This window comes from Methylocaldum gracile (genome assembly GCF_053646815.1).
In genome coordinates this window covers 4,764,775-4,789,926 of sequence record NZ_CM132196.1, presented here as the reverse complement: position 1 = coordinate 4,789,926, position 25,152 = coordinate 4,764,775, and the positions used below count along the sequence as shown (strand labels likewise).

Annotated in this window: 21 protein-coding genes and 1 pseudogene; 14 read left to right on the top strand and 8 right to left on the bottom strand. The window is 59.2% G+C overall.

Features of this window, described 5'->3' with window-relative positions:
* Genes ACWJJK_RS21335 through ACWJJK_RS21325 form a run of 3 tightly spaced genes read left to right on the top strand, consistent with a single transcriptional unit; the run spans position 1 to position 3,241 of the window.
* Positions 1-1,083 carry a glycosyltransferase gene (locus tag ACWJJK_RS21335; RefSeq protein ID WP_156881449.1) on the top strand — a complete coding sequence of 361 codons (1,083 nt, stop codon included), beginning with the start codon at positions 1-3 and terminating at the stop codon, positions 1,081-1,083.
* 5 nt (positions 1,084-1,088) lie between these two features.
* Positions 1,089-2,147: a glycosyltransferase family 9 protein gene (locus ACWJJK_RS21330; protein ID WP_086134860.1), complete on the top strand. Its 1,059-nt coding sequence runs from the start codon at positions 1,089-1,091 to the stop codon at positions 2,145-2,147.
* Positions 2,144-3,241 carry a glycosyltransferase gene (locus ACWJJK_RS21325; protein WP_086134859.1) on the top strand — a complete coding sequence of 366 codons (1,098 nt, stop codon included), beginning with the start codon at positions 2,144-2,146 and terminating at the stop codon, positions 3,239-3,241. The genes ACWJJK_RS21330 and ACWJJK_RS21325 overlap by 4 nt, the downstream gene beginning before the upstream one ends.
* A gap of 78 nt (positions 3,242-3,319) precedes the next feature.
* On the opposite strand, the gene ACWJJK_RS21320 is transcribed toward ACWJJK_RS21325, so the two are convergent.
* Positions 3,320-4,399, bottom strand: coding sequence for a glycosyltransferase family 4 protein (locus ACWJJK_RS21320; RefSeq protein ID WP_086134870.1), 1,080 nt, complete (start codon positions 4,397-4,399; stop codon positions 3,320-3,322).
* Positions 4,392-5,708: an O-antigen ligase family protein gene (locus tag ACWJJK_RS21315; protein WP_086134858.1), complete on the bottom strand. Its 1,317-nt coding sequence runs from the start codon at positions 5,706-5,708 to the stop codon at positions 4,392-4,394. The genes ACWJJK_RS21320 and ACWJJK_RS21315 overlap by 8 nt, the downstream gene beginning before the upstream one ends.
* A gap of 99 nt (positions 5,709-5,807) precedes the next feature.
* On the opposite strand from ACWJJK_RS21315, the gene msbA reads away from it, so the two are divergent.
* Together msbA and ACWJJK_RS21305 are read left to right on the top strand one after the other, a co-directional pair.
* Positions 5,808-7,610: a lipid A export permease/ATP-binding protein MsbA gene (msbA, locus tag ACWJJK_RS21310; protein ID WP_086134869.1), complete on the top strand. Its 1,803-nt coding sequence runs from the start codon at positions 5,808-5,810 to the stop codon at positions 7,608-7,610.
* A 255-nt stretch (positions 7,611-7,865) separates the two neighbouring features.
* Positions 7,866-8,270: a hypothetical protein gene (locus ACWJJK_RS21305; protein ID WP_077731910.1), complete on the top strand. Its 405-nt coding sequence runs from the start codon at positions 7,866-7,868 to the stop codon at positions 8,268-8,270.
* 111 nt (positions 8,271-8,381) lie between these two features.
* Here the strand turns inward: ACWJJK_RS21305 and ACWJJK_RS21300 are convergent, their stop codons facing one another.
* On the bottom strand, positions 8,382-9,854 hold the full coding sequence (locus tag ACWJJK_RS21300) for a sigma-54-dependent transcriptional regulator (RefSeq protein ID WP_454128467.1): 1,473 nt from the start codon (positions 9,852-9,854) through the stop codon (positions 8,382-8,384).
* A complete protein-coding gene (locus tag ACWJJK_RS21295) occupies positions 9,851-11,470 on the bottom strand; it encodes a sensor histidine kinase (protein ID WP_086134856.1) in 1,620 nt (539 codons plus the stop codon). Before ACWJJK_RS21295 ends, ACWJJK_RS21300 begins: the two co-directional genes overlap by 4 nt.
* 248 nt (positions 11,471-11,718) lie before the next feature.
* Between ACWJJK_RS21295 and sucC the strand changes: the two genes are divergently transcribed.
* The gene (gene sucC / locus ACWJJK_RS21290; RefSeq protein ID WP_086134855.1) at positions 11,719-12,879 is read left to right on the top strand and encodes an ADP-forming succinate--CoA ligase subunit beta; all 1,161 of its coding nucleotides are present in this window, start codon (positions 11,719-11,721) and stop codon (positions 12,877-12,879) included.
* Entirely contained in the window at positions 12,876-13,751 is an 876-nt protein-coding gene (sucD, locus tag ACWJJK_RS21285; protein WP_133718617.1) for a succinate--CoA ligase subunit alpha, read from the top strand. The genes sucC and sucD overlap by 4 nt, the downstream gene beginning before the upstream one ends.
* 374 nt (positions 13,752-14,125) lie before the next feature.
* On the opposite strand, the gene ACWJJK_RS21280 is transcribed toward sucD, so the two are convergent.
* From ACWJJK_RS21280 to ACWJJK_RS21270, 3 genes are all read right to left on the bottom strand, one after another.
* Positions 14,126-14,680 carry an NUDIX hydrolase gene (locus tag ACWJJK_RS21280; protein ID WP_077731905.1) on the bottom strand — a complete coding sequence of 185 codons (555 nt, stop codon included), beginning with the start codon at positions 14,678-14,680 and terminating at the stop codon, positions 14,126-14,128.
* Between the two features lie 78 nt (positions 14,681-14,758).
* Positions 14,759-15,199 (bottom strand): sigma D regulator, encoded by a 441-nt coding sequence (locus ACWJJK_RS21275; RefSeq protein ID WP_077731904.1) that lies wholly within the window; start codon positions 15,197-15,199, stop codon positions 14,759-14,761.
* Positions 15,200-15,362: 163 nt separating this feature from the next.
* A complete protein-coding gene (locus ACWJJK_RS21270; RefSeq protein ID WP_077731903.1) occupies positions 15,363-16,289 on the bottom strand; it encodes a serine/threonine protein kinase in 927 nt (308 codons plus the stop codon).
* 163 nt (positions 16,290-16,452) lie between these two features.
* Here ACWJJK_RS21270 and ACWJJK_RS21265 point away from each other — a divergent pair, with 163 nt between their 5' ends.
* On the top strand, positions 16,453-17,322 hold the full coding sequence (locus ACWJJK_RS21265) for a YicC/YloC family endoribonuclease (protein ID WP_077731902.1): 870 nt from the start codon (positions 16,453-16,455) through the stop codon (positions 17,320-17,322).
* A 568-nt stretch (positions 17,323-17,890) separates the two neighbouring features.
* Here the strand turns inward: ACWJJK_RS21265 and ACWJJK_RS21260 are convergent.
* Positions 17,891-18,778, bottom strand: coding sequence for an alpha/beta hydrolase family protein (locus tag ACWJJK_RS21260; RefSeq protein ID WP_454128466.1), 888 nt, complete (start codon positions 18,776-18,778; stop codon positions 17,891-17,893).
* Positions 18,779-19,284: 506 nt separating this feature from the next.
* Here ACWJJK_RS21260 and ACWJJK_RS21255 point away from each other — a divergent pair.
* The 6 genes and pseudogenes from ACWJJK_RS21255 to ACWJJK_RS21230 form a co-directional block, all read left to right on the top strand.
* Positions 19,285-19,692, top strand: coding sequence for a hypothetical protein (locus tag ACWJJK_RS21255; RefSeq protein WP_077731542.1), 408 nt, complete (start codon positions 19,285-19,287; stop codon positions 19,690-19,692).
* A gap of 1,056 nt (positions 19,693-20,748) precedes the next feature.
* A complete protein-coding gene (locus ACWJJK_RS21250) occupies positions 20,749-22,455 on the top strand; it encodes a methanol/ethanol family PQQ-dependent dehydrogenase (protein ID WP_454128465.1) in 1,707 nt (568 codons plus the stop codon).
* 16 nt (positions 22,456-22,471) lie between these two features.
* Positions 22,472-23,326, top strand: coding sequence for a quinoprotein dehydrogenase-associated putative ABC transporter substrate-binding protein (locus tag ACWJJK_RS21245; RefSeq protein WP_156881115.1), 855 nt, complete (start codon positions 22,472-22,474; stop codon positions 23,324-23,326).
* Entirely contained in the window at positions 23,296-23,682 is a 387-nt protein-coding gene (locus ACWJJK_RS21240) for a c-type cytochrome (RefSeq protein ID WP_077731539.1), read from the top strand. Before ACWJJK_RS21245 ends, ACWJJK_RS21240 begins: the two co-directional genes overlap by 31 nt.
* Before the next feature lie 130 nt (positions 23,683-23,812).
* Positions 23,813-24,427 carry a guanylate kinase gene (gmk, locus tag ACWJJK_RS21235; RefSeq protein ID WP_156881060.1) on the top strand — a complete coding sequence of 205 codons (615 nt, stop codon included), beginning with the start codon at positions 23,813-23,815 and terminating at the stop codon, positions 24,425-24,427.
* A gap of 45 nt (positions 24,428-24,472) precedes the next feature.
* A pseudogene (locus tag ACWJJK_RS21230) lies at positions 24,473-24,619 on the top strand (IS3 family transposase); the annotation flags it as partial.
* Positions 24,620-25,152: the final 533 nt, after the last annotated feature.

Genomic DNA, 25,152 nt, shown 5'->3' with positions numbered 1-25,152 from the left:
ATGTATCCGTCGCTGCATATTCTCGGCAGCCGACAGTTCGGCGGTGCGGACCAGTTCTACGTGCGCTTGCTGGGCGCGCTGCACGAAGCCGGGCAGCGGGTGATCGCCGTCAACCGGTCCGGCAGTCCGGTGGCAGAAGCCCTGAAGACTAGCGCCATCGAGCAGGTACACCTGCCGCTCGCCAATCAATGGGATCTCTGGTCGGTCTGGCGGATTCGCGAGTTGGTGGCCCGGCGACAGCCGTGCATCGTCCAGACCTACATGGGGCGCGCGACGCGCCTGACCCGTTTGCCTGCCAAGGCGAAGGCCGTGCATATCGCCCGCCTGGGCGGTTTCTACAAGATCGACGGCTATTATCGCCACGCCCATGCCTGGGTGGGTAATACGCGAGGCATCTGCGACTATTTGGTCAAGTCCGGTCTTCCCGCGGAACGGGTGTTCCACATCGGCAATTTCGTACCGGAGCCCTTCGTTTTTTCGAGCCAACACCTCGAAGAGCTGCGCGACAAACACAATATCCCAAGCGACGCGCTCGTGTTATTCGCCTTGGGGCGCCTGATCGACAAGAAGGGCTTCGACGATTTGCTGCATGCCTTCGCCGAACTTCCGGCCGAAGCGAACGGACGCCCGCTGATCCTGCTCGTTGCCGGCAACGGCCCCGCGGCCGATCGGCTGAAGACGCTGAGCGATAGCCTCGGATTAACCCCTCGCGTCCGCTGGTTGGGCTGGCAACAACCCGACCCGTTCTACGCCTTCGCCGATCTGTTCGTCTGCCCCTCGCGCCACGAGCCCTTGGGCAACGTCATCCTGGAAGCCTGGAATTACCGCCTGCCGGTGGTCAGCACGGCGACCGACGGCGCTCTGGAGCTGATCGACGAGGGGAGAACCGGTCTCCTGGCGCCGTGCGGCGACCCCTCGGAACTGGCGGCGCAAATCCGGGCGGCGCTCGCGCTTTCCGATACCGAAAGAAACATGCTCGGCGAAGCCGGTCATGCATTTCTGCAAAGCCGGTACAGCCGCGAGGCGGTGGTCGGCGCGTACCTCGAGCTTTATCAGCGACTCATGGCGGACAGAGGCGACTGACACTGATGCCGGAAATCGATTCTCCGCCGCAACGCATCCTGATCATCCGGCTCAGCGCCATCGGCGATGTCATCATGGCTTCGGGACTGATTCCTGCGCTGCGCAAGGCGTATCCGAACGCCCGCATCGCCTGGCTGACGGAATCCGCCAACGCCGATCTCCTGCGCCATAACCCGCATCTGGACCAGGTTTATTTGTGGCCGAGGGGCCGTTGGCGGCAGTTGCGCCGGGAGCGCCGCTACCGTGCGTTCGCCAGGGAAGCTTTCGATTTGATCCGATCGCTTCGAGTCGAACGCTTCGACTGGGTGATCGATCTCCAGGGTTTGCTCAAGAGCGGCGTCTGGGCTTGGCTTTCGGGCGGACGGCGGCGCATCGGCCTCGGTTCGCGCGAGGGCAGCCAGTTTCTGATGACGGAGGTTATCGACCGGCGCGTGGATGATCTCCGCATCGGCAAGGAATACAGGATGCTCGCCGAGACCTTGACCGGCCAGACCGATACTTTTGAACTCGATATCGCCGTTTCGGAAGACGATCGAAAAGGGGCAAGAGAACTGCTGGAATCGGCAGGCGTGACCGGAGCATATGCCGTCATCTGCCCGTTCACTACCCGTCCTCAAAAGCATTGGTTCGACGAACGCTGGGCGGAGCTGTCGGTCCGCCTGGCCGGCGAACGCCGGCTCGCCGTCGTTATGCTGGGCGGTCCGGCGGACAAGGCGCGTGCCGAAATCATCGCCAGGCAGACGCCGGGCCTCATTAATTTGGCCGGCCGGACGAGCCTGGGACAGTGCGCGGCGATCATCGAGAAAGCGAGGCTGTCGATCGGCGTCGATACCGGATTGACTCATCTCGGCATCGCTCTGGGCGCTCCGACCGTGGCGATCTTCGGTTCCACCCGGCCCTATTTGGACACGGGCCGGGCCACGGCGAGAGTGCTTTACGAGCGCTTCGAATGTTCGCCCTGCCGCCGTCGTCCGACCTGCGGAGGGACGTTCGATTGCATGCGTCTCCATACCGTGGACAAGGTGTTCGGCGCTGCCATCGAGCTTCTGGAAAAAAGATCATGAAAGTGCTGCACGTGGAAATGGGGCGGCACCTATACGGCGGTGCCCGGCAGGTGGCCTACCTTCTCAATGGCCTGAGCCGGTTTCCAGGAGAGCATGTGCTGGTATGCAGCGAGGGCGCCGAGATCGTCGGGGCTATCCAAAATCCCGCCGTCGAGATTCGACCGCTTCCGTTCCGGGGCGACTCGGATCTCGGCTTTATCGGCCGGCTGCGGCGGCTGATTCGAAACGAAAAACCGGACGTGCTGCACATCCACAGCCGCCGCGGCGATCTTCTCGCCGCTTTGGCCGGACGGCTGGAAAACATTCCGATGATCCATAGCCGGCGAGTGGACAATCCGCCGCGCTGGGTCGACACCCGCATCAAGTTTCCGCTGTTCGAGACCATCGTCACCATATCGGAAGGCATACGCGAGGTGCTCATCGAAGCTGGCGTGCCGGCCGAGCGGGTGGTCTGCGTTCCGAGCGCGGTCGACACCGAGCGCTACCGTCCGGAATGCGATAAGGCTTGGTTTCGCTCGGAATTCGGCCTCGCGGAGGGCGAGACGGCGATCGGCATGATCGCCCAGCTGATCGGCCGCAAGGGGCATGAGGTGTTATTCGACGCCTTGCCCGTGGTCCTGGCTCGTCACCCCCAAACGCGGGTTTTGCTGTTCGGGCAGGGCCCCGTGGAGGCCGAACTTCGGACATCGGCTCGTGCCCGCGGACTCGATGACACCGTAATTTTCGCCGGCTATCGAACCGATATGGCGCGGGTCATACCTTGTCTCGATCTGGTGGTCCATCCCGCCTGGATGGAGGGGCTCGGCGTCTCGCTGCTGGAGGCTGCGGCCTCTGGGGTTCCGATCGTGGCAACACGGGCTGGCGGCATTCCCGAAATCGTGAAGGACGGCATCAACGGCCGCCTGATCGAGCCCGGCGACAGCGCCGCATTGGCTTCCGCTATCGTCGAACTGCTGGACGATCCGACGCGGCGCCGTGAACTGGGCCAGGCCGGGCGGCGTTTGGTTCTCGAACGGTTCTCGGTCGAAGCCATGGTGGAGGGCAATTACCGGGTTTACCGGCAGGTTACGGAAACGGTTGCTGAACGCGGCTAGAGGATTTTCCGATTTGGCGTAGGTCGGCAATCCTTTGCCGACGCCTTCGTCCGCAGTGAAAACGCGCCAGTCAAGTCGTCAGATCCAGCCACACGCTTTGGCAATCCGCTCGGCGCGCTTCTCCCAGCTGTACTCTCGGGCCTTTTGCTTCGCCGCTTGCGCGAGACGGCAGGCGAGTTGCGGATCGTTTTGCAGCCGCCTGATCGCCGCGATCCATCCTCCGGTGTCCGCCGGCTCGACCAACAGAGCGGTTTTCTCGTGATCGACGATTTCCCGAATCGCGGGCAGATCGCTCACGATGATCGGACGTCCCGCCGCCATCGCCTCGAACAGCTTGATGGGGCTGATCGAATCGGCATGGGGAAGGCTTCGCTGGTAGGGCAGCAGGACCAAATCGGAGCGCTCCCACCAGGTCGGCACGTCCCGGTGCGGCACGAAAGGCACGACGTGCAGCTTGCCCGAGGCTTGGACCGTATCTTCCTGTTCGCCCACCAAGGTGACGTCGGCGATTTCCGTTGCAGCGATTTCCTGGAAGACGTCGAGGCCTCGGTCGCGGCTGAGGCGCCCGAGGTACACGATGCGAGGGGCGGAGAGACGGTCGGGATCGAAGGCCGGAATCCGGTCGAATGCGGAAAGTTTGGTCCCGCTCGGACTGACGAGCACGCGCTCCGCGACGGCCCCGGCCCGGATCAATACGTCTGCCGCGGCATGGCTGATGGGGACGAGCCATCCGATGAGTCCCTGCCGATGATGCTTCACGATGCCGGCCAAATACCCTTTGCCGATCAGTTCGCGCTCCGCCTCGTGGATTTCCAGTTGATGCGGTATTCCGGCAGCGGCCAATGTGGCGCTGATTTGCACGGAGCGGGTGTAAACGCCAAGAGCCTTCCGAAGTCGCCTGCCATAAAGCCGAACGAACGGGCGGGCGTTCCAGCGCCGATTCAGCAGCCAGCTGGAACGGATGTCCAAGGACGATTCGATGCCGAAATCGCGCAGCCGGCTTTCCAGGTCCAGCGAACCCGGCCACGGCGGCAAATACAGCGTAGCGTCGACGCCCGCTTGGCGGAATGCCTCCATCATCTGCAGGGTCTGGATCAGATTGGCGCGATTTCGTTGCAGGCGGCTTCGGCCCAGATAAACGACGGGTAGCCTAGTCATGGCGGGCCGCATCGGGATGCCAGGCAAAGCTATAGGCGATCCCGGCCAGTAAAATCCAATAGGCCCGGCAGTCGCCGTGCAGAATGCGGAAGTCGAACAGGCTCCACACGGCCAAGAGAATGAAGCAGCCGGCCAGAAACGCGAAATGGTCTTTCGGCAGAATCCCGGTCTTATAGCTGCGCCATACGTTGGCCATCACCAGAAGAACCGTTGCGGCCAAGACCAGTGCGCCCAAAAGGCCGAAGCGGACCAGGATTTCCAGATAAGTGTTATGAAAGTGGTCCATCCAGTCCGCTCCTTTCGCCTGTGGATGGATCAGCTCGGGTTGACCGCTGATTTCGACGAGATGCTCGGTAGAGCCGGGGCCCCAGCCGAACCAGGGCCGCTCCAAATATTTTTGCAATCCGAATTTCTGAATATCGTGGCGATAGCCGATCGACGTGCGCGGCAAGTGCTGGTTTTCTCCCTGCAAAATCGACGAAACGACCGCGTTTTCCTGATCGATCCGGGTCCGGATCTCGCCGTGGTTCAGGGCAAACAGACCCACAACCACGCCCAGCGCGAGGAGCATGAAAGGAACCGACTTTCCGAGCTGAAGGTCGGTTCTTTTTGTCTTCCAAAAATAATGGATACCCAATGCGCTGGGAACGGCTATGAGTGCGGCAAGCCAGGCGCCGCGGGATTTGGAAGAAATCAGCATGAAACTGGATAGATATAGGGCGGCCAGCCAACAGGCGAGGCGAAATAGGTCATTCAGGGGACTCGTGCGGGTGCTCCAGATTCGCGGGGTATAGATCAAGAGTCCCAGAATTGCCGATGCCGACACCAGACCGCTGAAGATGATTCGGAGTTTGAATCCGGTTCTTTCGGCGACGGTCATGTGATACAAGTTCGACCAATCGGCTTTCCAAAGCATGCCGATCAGGAGCCCCCCGGTGGCCAGGATCAGCGTCCAGTGGATGCGCCGCAGGTCGCCGCGCAGCCACCAGGCCAGCGGCAGAAAGGCGAACAATTTGAGCCAATTCGAGGCGTCTCGGATCTGAAGTTTGCGCGTTTCGGGAAATTCGTCGATCGCGAAATAAGCCCCGATGGCCACATAAATCGCGAAAGCGGCAAACAGTCCGAACATCGGATCGCGGCGAAACACCGGCCATGCCGACGGATTCAACAGAAATGCCAGCGAAAACGCGGCTAACGCGATATTGGTGCCGGCCGGACTCAGCCAGGCAAAAAAGGCGAAAGCCAAGGCAGCCGTGACGCCGGTATAATTGGCATACTGGACCGGGGGAGCGATGACTCCAGCGACCATTGGATGATTTCTATCCGTGTGAAAAAACCACGATTTTAGCAAAGTCGAACAGGCCGCTTGAGAAATCAGGACGGCCTTTTATTAAGCCTGCACGACCTCATGAGCGAAAAACACTCCGACCGAAAGCCACTCACCGATGGAATGATCATCTATCGGCGGCTGCTCAAATACGCTTTGCCCTACTGGAAGATGTTCCTGGCTTCAATAGTGGCCATGATTGCCTATGCCTCGCTGGGACCCGCTTTCGCCAAGCTGATTCAGCCGCTCATCGACGGCAGTTTCATCGAGAATGACCCCGAGATTCTGCGTCAAGCGCCTTTCATATTGCTGGGTTTGTCGATCGCCCGTGGTATCGCCGGGTTCGCCGGGGATTACTGTTCCGGATGGGTCGGACGGCGGGTGATCGCCGATCTCCGCCGGGATTTGTTCGATCAGCTATTGAATCTTCCCTGTGCCTATTACGATCACGCCTCGTCGGGGCAGTTGCTCGCCAAACTGCTGTACAACACCGAGCAGGTGGCGAATTCCTTGACCAAGGGCGTGGTCGCGGTGTTCAAGGACGGATTGACCATCGTCGGTCTCACTTTGTTGATGGTTTACGAAAATGCCTTGTTGTCCCTGGTCTTCATGGTGGTCGGCCCGGTGCTCGGCATCAGCATTCGCCTGGTCAGCAAGCGTTTTCGCAAGATCAGCATGCGTATTCAGGAGTCCATGGGCAATGTCGGCCACGTGGCGCAGGAAGTGATCGATGCGCAGCGCATCGTCAAGGTGTTCAACGGGAAAGGCTACGAAACCGAAAAGTTCGCCAAGGAAAACGAACGCAACCAGCGGCGGCAAATGAAGCTGATCGTCACCGACGCGGTTAGCGGCTCGCTCATACAGCTCATCTATGTCAGCGGGTTCGCGGCGATCTTGTACGTGGTCTCCCTGGATTCGGTGCGCCACACCATCACGCCCGGCAGTCTGATCGCCTTCATTGCGGCGATGGCCATGATGCTGAGCCCGATCAAGCGTGCCACCCAGGTCCTCAACATCATGCAGAAGGGGATCGCCGCCGGGGACAGCATCTTCGAGCTATTGGACAAGGAGCGCGAACACGATACCGGTACGCGAGAACTCGACGCGGTAAAGGGACATATCGAATTCCGGAAAGTCGGTCTTGCGTATCACGATGACGGAGATTACGCGCTGAAGAATATCGAGTTGACGGTAAAGCCGGGCGAAACCATTGCGTTGGTCGGACAGTCGGGCAGCGGCAAAACCTCGCTGATACGCTTGCTGCCTCGCCTTTACGAGCCCACTCAAGGCGAAATCCGCCTCGACGGGCGGGACATACGGGAGTTCACCCTGGAGAGTCTGCGCCGGCATATTGCTTACGTGGGGCAGGAAGTTACCTTGTTCAACGACAGCGTTGCCAGCAATATCGCTTACGGTTGCCGGGAGTCGGTGAGTTTCGAGGAGATTCGGCAGGCGGCGAGGACCGCCCATGCGCTGGAATTCATAGAAAACCTGCCGCAAGGCTTCGACACCGTCGTCGGCCAGCAAGGTATCGTGCTCTCGGGCGGACAACGGCAGCGTATCGCCATCGCGCGCGCCGTCCTCAAGAATGCTCCCATCCTGATACTCGATGAAGCGACTTCCGCGCTGGATGCGGAGTCCGAGCGGCACGTCCAGGAGGCGCTGGAGGTATTGATGAAAGGCCGGACCACCTTGGTCATCGCTCATCGTCTGTCCACCATCCAGAATGCGGACCGGATCTATGTCATGCGGGACGGTCGTATCATCGAAAGCGGCACTCACGAACAATTGCTGCGCGGACAATCCTATTACGCGGAGCTTCATCGCTTGCAGTTCGAGCACAAGGCGCTCAGGCCTGTCCCCCACGTTCACGCGATGCCTTAGAAGCTGTCCCGGCAAGCCCTCGAGGCCCTTCGAGAAGTTCGGGACGAACCGGCTAGCGGCAAAATCGGCGTTTACAAAAAATGCGAGTTTCGGGGATTTCTTGCGCAAATTGTTGACTAAAGTCAAGAGAGATATTGCGGTTTTATTCGTTTCGGCCTATGGTGTGTCGGCTCGCACGCAACCGCGGTGACGCTCGGAACTTCAGGCGGCGGCTGGCGAGTCGATAGAAACTACAAGAAGAGGAGGAGAAAGATCATGATGCAATTGCTGGTCGGTCTGACGGTGATCTTCGTCGTATTTGTGATCTACGAGGTATTCAAGACCGTGTCTCGCGCGGATAGCACGCCAACCCCGGTAGCGGCGCCCGAAACGAAAGCCGAGGAAGCCGCCGGCGCGCCTGCTGTCGCCGAAACGGCCGCGCCCGCCGAGGAAGAGGCCGCGCAAACCGAGCGCGGCGGACAGTTGCGCAATCCGGCTACGGGCGAAGTCTCTCCAGTGCCGACAAATTATCGTTTCGCCAAGAAATGGGTCAAAGAAGCCCTGGTCGCGGAAGGATTGCTGGATCGAGTCTATAAGCCTACGGAGCTGAACGACGCGGTTGCCGGGAAGATCAAGGACGCTCTGGATAAGCTCAAGACTCTGGATAAATATCGGGCTTGACGGCGTTGGGCGATGGAGTAAGCCCTTTAGATTTTTTTAGTTCAGGGCGACGGCTGACTCGCCTCCGTTGTGTATCTCGGCCGTCCATCCTCACCGGTTTTCCGCATTTGCTCAGTCCAGTCCCAGCTTTTTCAACTTATAGCGCAGTGCGCGGAACGTGATGCCCAACTGCTTCGCCGCCGCGGTCCGGTTCCAACGGTTTTTTTCGAGAGCCTTGATGATCGCCTGCTTTTCGATCTCGTCCATATAGCTTTCCAGCGACAGACCGTGTTCCCTCACGGGGTTCTCCTCCGACGCAGTCGGAAAAGCCGTTTCGATCATCTCCAATCGCAAACGGTCATCCAGGGAGCGCCCGGATGACCCTTCCAATCGCAAACGGTCATCCGGGGAGCGCCCGGATGACCCTTCCAATCGCAAACGATCATCCGGGGAGCACCCGGATGACCCTTCCGGAAGGTTCAAGTCCTCGACCAGAATGCGATGCCCGTCGCAGAGTGCGACGGCCCGTTCCAGAATATTTTCGAGCTCCCGTACGTTGCCCGGAAACGGATAGCTCATAAGTGCGGTCAAGGCTTCGGCGCTCAGTTCGGCCTTGGTATCTCCGGGGGAGGTGAGTTTTGCGAGTATGTGGTCGATCAAGGCCGGAATATCGCTGCGGCGCTCGCGCAAGGGCGGAACATGCATCTCGATCACGTTGATGCGGTAAAAAAGATCCTGCCGGAAATCGCCGTTTCGGACCATCTCCGCGAGATTCTTGTGAGTTGCGCTGACGATACGTACGTCTACCGGAATTTCCCGAGGTTCGCCCAGCGGTCGAATCGATTTTTCCTGAATCGCGCGCAGCAATTTGACCTGCAACGACAGCGGCAGGTCGGCGACTTCGTCCAGAAACAGCGTGCCGCCGTGAGCCGCTTGAAATAAGCCCTGCTTGTCCCCGACCGCTCCTGTAAAGCTGCCTTTTCTGTGGCCGAAAAATTCGCTTTCCATCAGGTCGTGCGGTATCGCACCGCAGTTCACCGCGACGAACGGCTTTTCGGACCGCGGACTCATGGCATGGATCAGTCTCGCAACCAATTCCTTACCCGTCCCCGATTCGCCGCTGATGAATATAGGCGCCTGATTGCGTGCCAGCTTAGTGATTTTGGAGCGGATTTCGCGCATCGCTTGCGAATCGCCGAGCAATATATGGCGGGAGCGGCGGTCCCTGCCTTCTTGCTGACCGAGCTTGAGCGCCGTGTTCACGAGGTTCCTAAGAATGTGCAGATCCAGCGGCTTGGAGACGAAGTCGAAGGCGCCGTTCTTCAAGGCGCGAATGGCCGACTCCATATTGCCATGCGCGGTGATGACCGCCACCGGCAGTGCCGGAAGGTTGAGCTGGATGTATTCCACCAGGTCCAAGCCGTCGCCGTCGGGCAGACGCATGTCGGTCAGGCAAAGATCGAAATGCCGGTTTTGCAGGAGCTCTCGAGCCTGCCGCAATGCGCCGGCCGATTGCACGTCGATATCCATGCGCTCGAGCGTGATCTCCAGCAATTCGCGTATGGCGGGCTCGTCATCGACGACCAGGGCGGACGGTCTGTTCATAATTCGATTGTGGTTTTTTCTGCGTCGGCCAAACGGAGCCGGAAGCAACCGCCGCCGGCGACAGGTTCATATTCCAGTTTAGCCTGGTTGAGTTCCGCCAGCTCGCGCGCGATATAAAGCCCGAGTCCGGTGCCGCTGGCGGAGGTGGTGAAGAATGGCTCGAACATTTGCTGAACGGTCTGACTATCGATGGGCGCTGCATGATCGATGATTTCGACGCATGGTTCGCCCCGTTGGCGCCTTACGCGCACCCGGATGGCCCCGCGTTGCGGCTCGCCGTATTTCAGCGCGTTCGAAAAAAGATTTTCAAGAATCTGTTTGAGATGGCTGGGGTCGACCGTGACCAGCGCATCGCCGATCTTGATATCGAGTTGAAAGGCTTTTTCATGTATTCCCTGCGCCATTCGGTAGTCGCGCAGAAACTTTTTCAAACTAGACGCCAAGGGAAGTATTTCTCGCTTCGATTGGCCTCGCCGCGAGATTTGAAGCACATTCTCGATGACGATGTTAACCCGCGCGGTATGGTCGAGAACGATTTGTATCAGGCGCCGGTCTTGAGATTGCAGCGACGAGCACTCGGCCAGAAGCTGAGCGGCATGGCTGATGGCGGTCAAGGGGTTGCGAATCTCGTGGGCGATGCTGGCGGTGAGGCGGCCGAGCGAAGCCAGCTTGCTTTGCTGTACCCGCTGATTGTACAGGGCATTGTCTTCCAGGAATGCCATGTAAATCGGAGGCCATGTAGGCCCTAAGCGGGTGAAGCGAACTTGCAAGGGTTGTCCTGCCCGAGAGCCGAGACCCACCGTGCCGGGGATCGGATCGTCCAGCCAATCCCAAAACAGCTCGGCCAACTCCGGACAGGCGGTTTCCAAGGACCGGGCGGTCGAAGAGATGCCGAGAAGCCGAGCGGCCGAATCGTTCATCATCCAAATACGATGCTGCTCATCGATGACGAGAATGCCCGACTGCAGGTGGCGGATGATGAATTCGTTGAGCTGCTGAAGATTGGCCAGGTCGACGCCGCGTTGCGCCGCGATCGCTTCGCTCTGCTCCGCGCGTCTCGCCAGCACCAGGGCGAGAATCGCGATGCCGAAGAACGAGGCCCCGAGCATGCCGGCGTAAGTGTAGGCCGCTTCGAACGCTCCGGAGAGATCGGCGTAAACTTCTTCTCCCAGGACTGCCACGCTGGCCAGCGCCGCCAGCAGCAAAGCGCAGCGACCGCCGGTCAGGATGCCGCCAGCCGCTACCGACAAAGCCAGCAATACGCCGACGCCGGTCTCCACGCCTCCCGAAGCGTGCATGATACTGGGGATCAAGACTAGATCGGCGAGCACGTGCAGCTGTGCTTGAAGCGGGAAGGCGGGGCGGCGCAGGAGCAGAGGAATAGCCGAGAAAAAAATAGATCCTAGATAGATGCTGCTGGCTGCTGCATAAAGCACGGGGTCGTGTTTACCCAGCGACGACGGCAGCGCACCCAGAAAAAACAGGAACACCAAAACGCTACCCAGCGTCAGACGGTATAGAAGATAAACCGTTAGCGACTGCCAGGCTTGGTTTTCAGGAATGCGGTAATGTTTGGAGAACGGACAGGGCGATATTTGCTTGTTGTCGAAGTCCATTGTCCGTAGCAGCTGTTGAGCGCCGTAGAGCCTCGTGCCGGGTCGTTCACCGCAAAACCGTTTGCAGGTACCTTGCGCTCGATCGTTTCACGGGGAGCGGAGACTCGCCCGAGTTCGGGGTCGGTGCGTGGCATTGCGACATGGCTGCGGTGCGGTTTCGGAGCGGGTCTATTAGAATAGCCGTAGACATTAAGAGTAGCATCGATTTGAGGATTGATGCCCGGCGCGAGAGCTAAACGGAGTATCCAATGAACCTACATGAATATCAGGCGAAGCATTTGTTTTCGTCCTACGGCTTGCCGGTCCCCCGCGGCACCCCGGCATTTTCGGAGCGAGAGGCGGTCGAAGCTGCGACCGCCTTGGGCGGCGGGCAGTGGGTGGTGAAGGCCCAGGTGCATGCCGGCGGGCGAGGCAAGGCGGGCGGCGTCAAGCTGGTCGGCAGCGTCGATGCGGTCGGGGCCTCGGCGGGTCAATTGCTGGGGTCGCGTCTGGTTACCGCTCAGACGGGCAGCGCCGGATTGCCCGTGAATGCCGTGCTGATCGAGGAAGTCCGCCCGATTGCGCGGGAGCTTTACCTGAGCGCGGTGGTGGACAGATCCAGCGCCAGGGTGCTGTTTTTGGCATCCAGCGCCGGCGGAATGGATATCGAAGAGGTGGCTGCGCAGCACCCCGAGAAAATTCTGAGTCTGACGGTCGATCCTGCCGCCGGACTTCAGGCCTACCAGTGCCGGGAAATCGGCTTTGCCCTGGGGCTTCGGGGCGACCAGGTCAACGCGTTGACCAAGATCATGAACGGAATGTATCGGCTGTTTTTGGACAAGGATTTGAGCCAAATCGAGATTAATCCCTTGGTGGTGACGGAAGACGGTGCGTTACTGGTGCTGGACGCCAAGATCAACATCGACGACAACGCCTTGTTCGCCCATACCGATCTGGCTGAGCTCCGCGATCCGGCCCAAGAGGATCCCAAGGAGTCTGCGGCCCGCCAGCATGGACTTAGCTATGTCACGTTGGACGGGAATATCGGTTGTATGGTGAACGGGGCGGGACTCGCGATGGCGACGCTGGACGTCATCAAGCTTTACGGGGGAGAGCCGGCCAATTTCCTGGATGTGGGCGGCGGAACCACGGCGGAGAAAGTCGCCGAGGCGTTTAAACTGATTTTGTCCGACGCGAAGGTGAAAGCTGTTTTGGTGAATATTTTCGGCGGCATCGTACGCTGCAATCTGATCGCCGAAGGCATTATCTCGGCCGTCAAAGAGGTGCACGTTCAGGTGCCGGTGATCGTTCGGCTCGAAGGAACCAATGCCGAGGAGGGCCGGCGCTTGCTCGAGCAGTCCGGTTTGGCGCTGATAACCGCGTCGGATTTGGACGAGGCGGCGAAAAAGGCTGTGGAGGCTGCGCAATGAGCATACTCGTCGACAAGAACACCAAGGTCATTTGCCAGGGATTTACCGGCAAGCAGGCCACTTTCCACTCTCAGCAGTGTCTGGAATACGGCACCCGGCTGGTCGGCGGCGTGACACCGGGGCGCGGCGGGCAAACCCATTTGAATTTGCCGGTGTTCGACACGGTCAAGCAGGCGGTGCGCGAAACGGGCGCCACGGCCAGCATGATTTACGTGCCGCCGCCGTTCGCGGCGGATGCCATCCTGGAAGCGGCCGACGCGGGTATAAAAGTGATCGTCTGCATCACCGAGGGCATTCCCGTGCTGCACATGCTCCGGGTCAAAGCGGCCCTGGCCCATTACGACACCGCATTGATCGGCCCCAACTGCCCCGGCGTGATTACGCCGGGCGAGTGCAAGATCGGCATCATGCCCGGTTTTATTCATCGAAAGGGTTCGGTGGGCATCGTGTCCCGATCCGGGACCCTGACTTACGAAGCCGTGCATCAAACCACCAAAGCGGGACTCGGTCAGAGCACCTGCGTCGGGATCGGCGGAGATCCCATCAAGGGCTTGGATTTCATCGATCTTTTGGCTTTGTTTCAGAATGACGATCAGACCAAGGGCATCATTCTGGTCGGCGAAATCGGCGGCAGCGCCGAGGAAGAAGCGGCCGAATACATCAAGGCGCATGTCACGAAGCCGGTAGTCGGTTACATCGCCGGTCTCACTGCGCCGCCCGGAAAACGCATGGGTCATGCCGGTGCGATCATCACCGGCGGCAAAGGGACGGGAACGAGCAAAGTGGCGGCCCTGCGGGCTGCGGGCGTGGACGTCGTCGATACGCCTACGGATATGGGGCAACGGATGAGTGCACTGTTAGGGAAGCCCTGAAAAGGCTTCTCCGGTTTCAGGGCGCCCAGCATGTAGGCTGGGGTGAGGAACGAAACCCGGCATTGTCGCGGGGTTGCCGGGATTCCTTCGTCATCCCGGCCTACGTTCGCCGCTGAGTTGACGAACGGGGAGGTTAGAGCGTTTTTCTCCGCCGTTTAGCGGTGAGGATCGGGAAATGCGTAGGTCGGCAATCCCTCGCCGACTTATCGGCTCGGCAAAGGACTTCGTCGGCAAAGGATTGCCGACCTACGTTCTTCCCGCCCGATACGAAGCCGTACACCGGCATGAAAAACGCTCTAAAGCGACCGTTTGCGATTGGGAAAGGAATGTCGACCTACCGTACCTTGGGGCGCGGCGTCAAACCGGAAAACGCTCTAACCTCCCCGCATTCTGCGCTGATCCGGCGTGATGGTCTCCAGCCTGAATGCATAGCTGCCTTGCTTGCGATCGGCGAAAAATAGACGCAGCGAGCGATAAACCGTTTCGAAGGAGATTTCGGTCCAGGGGATCTCGTCCTCCCTGAACAGGCGCGCTTCCAAGGTTTCCGAGCCGGCCGAGTAGCGTTCTTCCAGCATGTGGGCACGAAAGAACACGTACACCTGCGAAATATGGGGAAGGCTGAAAATGGTGTACACCGAGTCGAGCTCCACCTCGATATTCGCTTCCTCGCGAGCTTCGCGGCGGGCGGCGTCCGGCAAGGTTTCGCCGAGTTCCATGAAGCCCGCGGGCAGTGTCCAATAGCCGAGACGCGGTTCGATGGCGCGCTTGCACAGCAGTATCCGGTCCTGCCACACAGGAATGCATCCGGCGATCAGCTTGGGGTTCTGATAATGGATGGTCCCGCAGGAGTCGCAGATGTGGCGCGGACGGTCATCGCCTTCGGGAATGCCCGTTCGAAGCGATGTTCCGCAGTGTGTGCAATAGTTCATCGGCCGTATGGTGCCTCAGGCTTGGGCGGCACTGTCGCGACCAGTTCACGAGTGCTTCCGCCCGTTGCGGTGCATTGATCAGGCGATCATGCTCGAAATCAGTTGATCCTCAAGTTCGATGCGCATCGCCAATTCCTCGCCGAGCTTGGACAAATCATCCTCGAGATGGGTTTTGAGCCCGTCTCCGATCAGCGTTTCGTACTTGTCGTTGAACTCCACCGCCGCATCGGTGGTTTCGGCGATGCGAGGGTAAATGTTTTCCGCCAGTTCAAGTACTTTCCGCCTTCGTTCGGTTCCGTCGATGATGCGTTGGTAAATCCCGAAATGCCCCAGCGATATGTAATCGATGAGCAATTGGCAGAACTCCTGGACTTTCGTCCGAAGGGGCTGCTCGACCGTAAAGGGCTTCATTCCCGCAATTGTGCAGTACAGCGACCAAACTTGCCGCCTCTCCTCCAGAAGCTCCTCGATCATGTGATTCGTGTTTTGCCTGCGTTCGTTGATGCTCGCACTCATCATGACTGTTCCTGATTTTTCTTTTCCAGAAAGGCGGGCATACATTATGCCATCTTCCGCAGAGGAACAATCCTTTGCCGCAAAGTTAAATACCTTTAGGCGCGGCCAAGAAGGGGGGGGAATCTTACGGTGGAGCGATGGAGACCCGGAGTCGATCTCCGGCCGTTCAACTTTCGGCCGGTCGGCTGTCCGCGGAGAGGAGCCGCGAGAATTCTTCTATCGACTGCGGACGTTGCGCGGGATCTACGATCATGGCCAAATCGATGGCTTGCAGCAGATTTTGCGGATAGCGGCGTTTGAACGCTTTGACCGCCGGGATGAGGCTATCGCGTTCGGCGCGAATCGGAGCCGCGGGAGGCGGGAGGCCGTCCAAGCACATCCGCATGGTTGCGCCTATGGCGTAGATGTCGCTCCACGGGCCTAAGGCGCCGTCGTCCTGATATTGTTCGATGGGAGAGAAGCCGTTGGTCAGGACTTTGCCGATTCGCGTGTTTTCCTCGTACGGATAAGGCTGCGAGGCTCCGAAGTCCAGCAGCAAAGGATCGCCGCCCGAACGGATCAGAATGTTCTGCGGTTTGATGTCGAGGTGCAGCAGCCCGTTTTGGTGGATCGTCCTGAGGCCATCGAGGAGCGCCGGAAACACCATGCGCAGGAACTGATCGCTCACACCGTTTTTCTTTTCTTTCAGCAGATAATCGCCCAGGATTTTTCCATATTCGAAGGTCATTACCAGGTAGACCGTCGAGTTGGCCTGAAAGAAGTTCAAGACCTCGACGATGTTGCGATGTTTGAACCTGGTGAGAACTTTGGCTTCTTCAAGAAACAGTCGCCGGCCGCGCAGGAACATCGAGCGAGTTTCTTCGCTGTTCGGCACCACGTGATTTTCCGGCGTGCGATGCGCCAGGCGGCGCGGCAGGTACTCTTTGATGGCTACCTGGTGCTGGTCGGCCAGCTGGCGCGCCAGGTAGACGGAACTGAATCCGCCCCCGGCCAAAGGGCGCTCGATCATGTATTGATCGACGATCGTTCCGGACTTCAAAAAGTAAAACTCTTTCGGAGGCTTGTCCGAAGAGTCTGGCCAGAGTTTCCGCATGGGAGGATTCAGCTTAATATTCCGTTCTTTCGCATTAGGGTTTTACGCAGGACCGACTTCAGTTCTCTCCCCTCCGGAAAAAAGGGCGAACCGACAAAATTCGGGACAGGCCAGAAGACTTAAATGCGTGATTCAATTTACTCAGTATAAAGCAAGATTTTCCATGATCCGCAGCATGACCGCTTTCGCCAGCGGCGAACGAGAAATTCGGGACTGGCTTTTCACCTGGGAGGTACGCTCGGTCAATCACCGCTACCTCGATCTTTCCCTGCGTTTGCCGGATGCATTCCGCTTTTTGGAGCCTGCTGCCCGCAGCCGCGTCGGTGCGCTCATCAACCGAGGGCGCTTGGATTGCATTTTGTCCTATAAGAAAAGCGTCGAAGGCGGCGCCGACATCCGCATGAACCGTGAGTTGGTCACCAAGCTGTTGGCGACCGCCCGGGAGGTGGACGATCTGAGCGATAGGCCCTTGGCCGGCTTCAGTGCCCTGGACGTCTTGAAATGGCCGGGCGCCTTGCACGAGCCCGAGGCCGACCGAGAGCAACTTGCCGCCGAAATTCTCGACCTTTTGACCGACGTGCTGAAGCAAGCCATAGTCGTACGGGAAAACGAGGGGCGCCAATTGGCGGCTTTGTTGAAAGAACGCTGCGTCAAACTGCGGGAACACGTATCGTCGGTGCGGGCGCGTATGCCGGAAGTACTCCAATCCATTCGGCAGAAGATCATGGCACGGCTGGCCGAAGTCTGCGCCAATCCGGATTCCGAGCGGCTGGAGCAGGAAATGGTCTACCTCGCACAGAAATTGGATGTCGACGAGGAACTGGATAGGCTCGATGCCCATGTCGATGAAGTGCTGCGGGCCTTGCGCCAGAAAGAGCCGGTGGGCCGCCGTCTCGATTTCCTGCTTCAGGAAATGAACCGCGAAGCCAACACGCTAGGCTCGAAATCCGCCGATGCTGAAACGACCAAGGCCTCGGTCGAGATGAAAGTGCTGATCGAACAAATGAGAGAACAGACGCAGAATATTGAATGACGTATCGGGATGTTCCCGCATTGGGGACGCGGGAAGGTCTTGCACACAGTCGATTTTCGGCTAAGCTGGAGGGGACTGCACGGAATTGGGGGAAGATTCCGCTAAGAATCACCAAGAAGCAGTCTTGAGTGCCCGGCCTCGGCCGGGTTTCTTTTTTCTACACCTCAAGCCGATGTCGGGAAATCCGGCGTTCACTTGGCGAAAATTCCTCCATAAATAGCCGCATTTTTTTGCGTACTTCAAGTTGGTTTAGGGCTTGTGGGAGCAGGCTTTAGCCCGCGATTGAGCGATTATCGCGGGCTAAAGCCCGCTCCCACACTAATTCCAAATCGCTTTCAATAAGGCATTAATTTTTGTAGGTGGGTTAGGCCGCGAGGCCGTAGCCCACCGAGCGATCCCGAATCGGTGGGTTACGCTTCGCTAACCCACCCTACGATTAATGTTCACTCGAATGCCGAATGGAATAAGGCCATTTACAATCAATCCTTACATACGAACGGAAACTGCTCTGACAGCTGAGTTTACCAACCCAGTTTACGGAGCTATTTCGGCAATTCCGAAGAGGATTTCAAGACTTGAGATGCTTTTCGAGAAATCCCAAGAGATCTTGCCACGCCTTCTCGGTCTCGATGCGTTCAGCCGGTGCCGCGCCGTTCTTCAGGTGAGGTGTGTAAACCAGAAAGCCATGCCGGCAGCGGGGATAAATTTTCAATTTGGCCGGATGCCGGGCTCTGTCCAATTTCGCCTTGAATGTAATCGCCTGCTGGGCGGGTACGATGTCGTCCCGGCCGCCCTGGAGGATCAGCACCGGCGCCTTCAAGTTCGGGATTTGAGCCAGGGCGTGGCGGGTCGAGAAAGCCAGCGGTTTGTCCTCCGGGCCGTCGCCGTAGATTCGCCGGGTCAGTTCGTCGCGGCCCGAGATTCCATTTTGTTGAAGATGGCGCCACCAGGCGTAGATGTCCATCACCCCGTCGGCCGTGACCACGGCATCGACCTCAGACTGCCGCGCGGCTGCCAGCACGCTGATCAGAGCGCCGTGCGAGACCCCGACCATGGCCACTTTCCGGCCGTCGACGCCGGGTACTTGGGCCAGCAGCGGCAGAGCATTCAGCACATCCCGCACTTCGCCGGCGGCTACTTCGATGTCTCCTTCCGATCCGTCCTCGCCTCGATAGGACGGGGTGAACACGGCATACCCCGCCTGCGCCAGACGCGCACTGGCCCGCATGTGTTCCACGGAAATGCCCGAAACGCCGTCATGGTTGAAGAGAATCAGCGGCAGTTTGTCTTTGGCGCAGGGCAGGAACAGCAAGCCTTTGACCTTCAGGCCATCGCTAGGATAGGTCCAGACCGAGACGGGAACTCCGCCGATTTGGCCAGCCGATTCCTCGGCAACGCCGGGAATTTGAGCCGCGGCCGGACGGTACAGGTCCAGCGCCAAACAAAGGATCGACATCCATCTCAAGACGGCATGGCCGGGATTCGGTTCTCGGACGGCAGGCAATCTGTGCGCCTTGCTTCGATGTTTCCGCCACGTCCTCATTGTCATCAGCGTCACGGATGGGCAGTGCTAAACTGGTTCTGCCGCCGCTACGTCGGCTTGGGTCTTGGCGAGCGGGCTAGGGCAAGCGAGCCACAAGCAATAGTAGCCGAACGTATCGAAGCGAGCGACAAGACGATCCGGAATGTCCGTCATTGATCAATTATCCTAGAAACGGCAGTTGACCGCTTAGATGGAGTAGAAAAGCCCTATGAATTCTGACCGTCCTACCTTCTACCGATTTCACCACTCGGGTGAAGTCGCTACGCACCCGATTGCACGGCGGGCGAGCCGCCTGGCGGCGTTGCTCCTTCTTGTGGGGGACGGCCCCACGGCGGCGTCGCGCCTTGCCAGCCGGCCCGCCAGCCGCACACTTGGCCGCGTCCAACCGCCGTTTCTAGGATTATCAGTAGGGGAAGCGAATGACGAAACATAAGAACGCTATTTTGGCGCTGTTGATCGGATTTTCCACGTTAGCGGTGAACCAGGCCTGGGCGGAGAGAGGGGGCGGCAATGGACGGAAGCTCGATAGACCATCGGGTGGGCAATATCGGGAGCGGTATCAAGATCTTCGGCAGGAGCGAAAAAGTTTTCAGCAAGAATTTCAAGGCGAGGTTCAAGAACGTGCGCGGGACAGGGGCGTCGGGCGGGAGGGTGTGCGTCCGGGCGAGATGGAAGGCAGGCGTGAGCCGCTGATGATGCCGGAGGAGCGTGAGCGATATCAAGACCAGTACCGGGAATTGCGCGAAGAAAGAAAAGGACTGCGGGGTTTGACCGAGGATGCCGGCGCGGGAAGGGGCGGGCGAGGCATGAGGCAAAGGCAAGAATAAATAACCAACCAATCCGGAACGGATAGCGATATAACCCGGCCGGGCATTATCTCAGCCGGGTTTTTACAGCTTCCGATTCCGGCTGTTCCGGCTTATAGGAATAGTTAAGGACACCGATGGTCTTACATCTTACGAAAAAGGCTTGAATCCATTAAACGCTATTCCAAAGTAGCTTATCGGGTGGCCTCTCGTTTCGGTGCTCCGTAACGGTTTCACGACGCTGACGAGTGATGTCCAAACCGCTTTGGCAACCGTAGTCAACTTGGGGTGATTGCGGTATTGGGCGGAGATTCTTGAGGGTTTAGTATTACGAACCGTGGCGAATCGATCGGCCAGGCGTTTATGTAGCGCGGTTTACCCTCGGCTTCTTATGTTGGACGCTGTTCGGTACCGGTATGCCGCAGGAGCGATTTCCCCGTAAAGGGACGTTTGGAAACCTGGCGGGTTGTTTCGCGATCAAACAGACAGTGAATGCGAAGCCAAGATGGAATCGATGTGGGAGATTCGATTGAAAGCTGTCGGAATTTACGGTGGTGTCGTTTAACGCTGTTGGAGCAACGGAAATGAACCGACTTGAACCCTCAATTGCCGCCCGACAGGGGCAAAATGACCGCGCTCCGCCGATGCGGATCATCCGGTTGATTTACGACAGCAGCGGGTTACGGCGAATCATATCCCGCCAAGCGGGTTGCTTTCCCGACTTGGATGTCAAGAGAGCACAGGGAGAGAGCGAAGCGGCATTTCGTAGACGAGCCGGGTTGAACCGCTCCGGTTCGGAGCCGAGCTGAAAGCCTTGGCTTTTGTAAGCCAGGTTTCAGTTTTGGAACGCTCGCCGATCAGGTATGTCTCAAGATAAGACTCCACCTCCCATGAGCAGAAGGAGAAGCTATCTCAGCAGGAGGCTTGATGCGAACGTCACGGAGGCTATGTTCACCATCTTTTCATGAACGGTACGCCTACCGATTCCCCCTGCCGATAATTCTTTTCGCGTTACCGTTGTCTCTGCCTTTCGGCGGAGCGGCATACACCCAAAGAGCCGAGCCTCCGGTCACTGCTTTGCAAAAAGCGTCCGACGAAGACGGGCAATGGCTTATTTCGGCCAAGGATTACGCCAATACCCGTTTCAGCGCGCTCGACCAGATCAAAGCCGAAAACGTCCACGATCTGCGGTTGAACTTCACCTTCTCGACCGGTCTGTCACGCGGCCACGAAGCCGCGCCTATCGTGGCCGACAACACGATGTACATCGTGACCCCTTATCCGAACACTCTTTACGCACTGGATTTGACCCGTCCGGGCGCGCCTCTCAAATGGAAGTACGAGCCGAAGCCGCTGTCCGCGGCTCAAGGGTTGGCCTGCTGCGATGTCGTGAATCGAGGAGCGGCGTACTCGAAGGGACGAATTTTCTTCAACACGCTCGACGGGCAGACCGTGGCGGTCGATGCCAAGACCGGCAACGAAATCTGGAAAGCGCGGATCGGCAATATCAATCTGGGCGAATCCATTACGATGGCGCCGCTGATCGTGAAGAACAAAGTGCTGGTGGGCAACAGCGGCGGCGAGTTCGGCGTGCGCGGCTGGCTTACGGCGCTCGATGCCGGCAACGGCCGCGTGGTCTGGAAAGCGTACTCCACCGGCCCCGACAAGGACGTGCTGATCGGCCCCAGGTTCAAGCCGTTTTACCCCCAAGACCGTGGCGAGGATCTGGGCGTTGCGACCTGGCCGCCCGAGGCTTGGAAAATCGGCGGCGGCACCGTGTGGGGCTTCATTTCCTACGATCCTGCCTTGAATCTGATCTATCACGGTACCGCCAATCCCGGGCCGTGGAATCCGGAACAGCGCCCAGGCGACAACAAGTGGACGGCTGGGGTCTTCGCACGCGATCCCGACACCGGCGAAGCGCGCTGGTTTTACCAGTGGAGTCCCCACGACCTGTACGACTACGACGGCGTTAACGAAAACGTCCTGCTGGACTTGTCCATTAACGGGCAGATCCGGAAAGTTCTGGTCCATCCCGAGCGGAACGGTTACGTGTACGTCCTTGACCGAACCACCGGCGAGGTGCTGTCGGCCACGCCTTTCGTGCATATCACGACGACCAGGGGCGTCGATTTGAAAACCGGACGCCCCATCGAAGTGCATGAGAAAAGGCCCCGGTTCAACACCGTCGTGCACGATATTTGTCCCGCAGCGCCAGGAGGGAAGGATTGGCAGCCCTCGGCCTATTCCCCGAAAACCGGCTGGCTTTACATTCCTCATCAGAATATCTGCATGGACGAAGAGGGCGTCGAAGCCAACTATATCGCAGGCACGCCCTATGTCGGCGCCAACGTGCGGATGCACGCGGGTCCCGGCGGACACCGGGGCGAGTTCACCGCCTGGGACCCCGTTGCGGCCAAGGCGGTCTGGAAGATCAGGGAGAAGTTCCCGGTCTGGAGCGGCGCTTTGGCGACGGCGGGCGACGTGGCGTTCTACGGCACCATGGAAGGCTGGTTCAAGGCGGTGAATGCCCGGACCGGCGAGTTATTGTGGCAATTCAAGTGCGGCTCCGGAATCATCAGCCAGCCAATGACTTACCGGGGGCCCGACGGCAAGCAATACGTGGCGACTCTGTCCGGCGTCGGCGGTTGGTCCGGGGCTATCGTTGCCGGCGAGCTCGATTCTCGTGACGGTACCGGAGCGTTGGGATTCATCAATGCGATGACCGATTTACCGGAGTATACGACGCGGGGTGGGATGCTGTATGTCTTCGCATTGCCGTAGATCCGGGTTCTTCTCGATGCTTGCCTTGCTTGCGGCGTTTTGGCCGGGCATGGCGTCAGCCGTCGTGGATGATCATTCTCCAAAGCGTACTCTCCGCATCTGCTCGGATCCCAATAATCTGCCCTTCTCCAACCAGAGGCAGGAAGGCTTCGAAAACAAGATCGGCGATCTCATCGCCCACGAATTGAATGCCGAAGTCGAGTACACCTGGTGGGCGCAGCGGCGCGGCTTTATCCGCAATACGCTCAAATCCCATCGCTGCGACCTGGTTCTCGGCGTCCCGAGCAACTTCGGGCCCGCACTGACGACGACGCCGTATTATCGGTCCAGCTACGTGTTCGTTTACCGCCTGGACTCGGGGCTGAACATCCGCTCCTTCAACGATCCTACGCTGCACGACGTCAGGATCGGCGTGCAGATGGTCGGGGACGACTTCGCCAACACCCCGCCGGCCCATGCCCTGACCAGCCGAAAGATCATCGATAACGTGGTCGGTTACACCGTTTACGGCGATTACTCCAAGGAGAATCCGCCGGCCAGGATCATCGATGCGGTAGTGGCGGGCGACATCGATATCGCCGTCGTATGGGGACCTTTGGCGGGCTACTTTGCCAAGAACCAAGCGGTTCCGCTCGCCGTCGTGCCCGTCTCGCCGCCGGCCGACCGGTCTCTTCCCTTCGTGTTCGATATCGCGATGGGAGTGAGGCACGGCGATAAACGGTTACGCACAGAACTGGAACGCATCATCGAGCGCAGGAGCAAGGAGATCGAAGCCATACTCGACGAGTATGGCGTGCCCCGGATCGGAACCCGCCTTTCCAGCCGAAACGGACGGTCAGGATGGAAATCGGTCATAAGCTCTCGGCATTAGCCTGTGCGATTGCGGCAGTTCTTCTTCTGAATGCCTGCGATCGCCAGGAGGACCCCGCAGCGGTATCGGTAGCCGGCGGCGATCCCGCACAGGGGAGGGAAGCCATTTCACGGTACGGCTGCGGGTCCTGCCATGTCATCCCCGGAATCGAAGGCGCAAACGGTCTGGTGGGGCCGCCTTTGAGCGGAATCGCGAGCCGCGTCTACATCGCCGGCGTGCTGACCAACACGCCGGAAAATCTGATGCGCTGGATTCAAGATCCGCCCGCTATCGATCCCCTGACCGCCATGCCGAACACGGGTGTTACCGAAGCGGATGCCCGCCATCTTGCCAGCTTTCTCTATACGCTGCGGTAGACGGCTGATTCTCACGACCTCTACGGTATGACATGCTAAGCTAACGGTTTTCGGCCCCTGCTGCGGCATGGGTCGGAAACCGCCATTCGTCGGACAACCGTTAAGACCACTCCGGATCATTTCAAGGCACATGAGTATCGGCACGCTGTTCATCGTTTCAGCCCCGTCCGGGGCGGGAAAAACCAGTTTGGTCAGGGCACTGCGGGAAAACCTCGAGGGGTTCACGGTTTCGGTGTCGCATACCACGCGAGCGCAGCGTCCCGGAGAAGTCCACGGCCGGGATTATTTCTTCGTGAATCATGCCGAATTCGAAGGGATGATCGAATCGGGCGGGTTTCTGGAGCACGCCAGGGTGTTCGACAACTATTACGGCACGGCTCGGGCAACCGTGGAAAAAGCCCTATCCGAAGGACAGGACGTGCTGCTCGAAATCGACTGGCAGGGCGCTCGGCAAATCCGGAACTTGATGCCCAACTGCATCTCCATCTTCATTCTGCCGCCCTCGCGCCGCACCCTGGAAGAACGGCTCAAGGCGCGCGGCCAGGACGATCCTGACACCATCGCCCGCCGCATGCGCGATGCCATCTCGGAGATGTCGCATTACAGCGAGTACGACTATCTCATCGTGAACGACGACTTCGATCGGGCTCTCGCCGAGCTGCGCAGCGTCGTGGTCGCCAGCCGGCTCAAGACGGGGCGGCAGTCCGAAGTTCACAAAGATCTGATCGGCGGACTATTGGCCTAATTCCATTTTGTGTAACGCCTGCGGCAGCGGGCGTTACAGGCCCCGACCGGGGAAGGCTGGCTGTGCCGGGCCAGCCACAAGGACCTGTTTACCGGCGAGATCGTGGGCTACGCTCGCGGGGAACGCATGACGACGGCCTTGGTCAGCCAGTCTTTGTGGCGGGAGGTGTCGGCAAAGCGGCCCGCTCCAGGCAATGCCATTATTAACCCGGCCTATAAATATAGGCCGGGTTAATCCGGGGCAGGGATGCCCCGGCGCGGCGACAAGCCGCGTGAGCCCAGGCCGGGCGTATACCGGCCTGGGCGGCGGCCCGAAATACCAGGAGGGTATTTACGGGCCTGACTATTAACCCGGCCTATAAATATAGGCCGGGTTAATCCGGGGCAAGGATGCCCCGGCGCGGCGACAAGCCGCGTGAGCCCAGGCCGGGCGTGTACCGGCCTGGGCGGCGGCCCGAAATACCAGGAGGGTATTTACGGGCCTGACTAATAAGTTAAGCCGTCATTCCGGCAGGGATTGCTCACCCCATCCCTGGGGTTCGTCCTACGGACCGTGCTCCGCACGTCCAAATTTGCTCCTGGCAAATTTGTGCCGGACAAATCGGCAGGGCGAGGCGCAATGCGGCGAGCGGGCAGGCCAGGGAAGGACTGCCCAGGACTCGCGAGCGAAGCGGGACGGCGTAGCGCGGCGAGGCCGATTTGCACGCGAAGCGCCCGTAGGGTGCC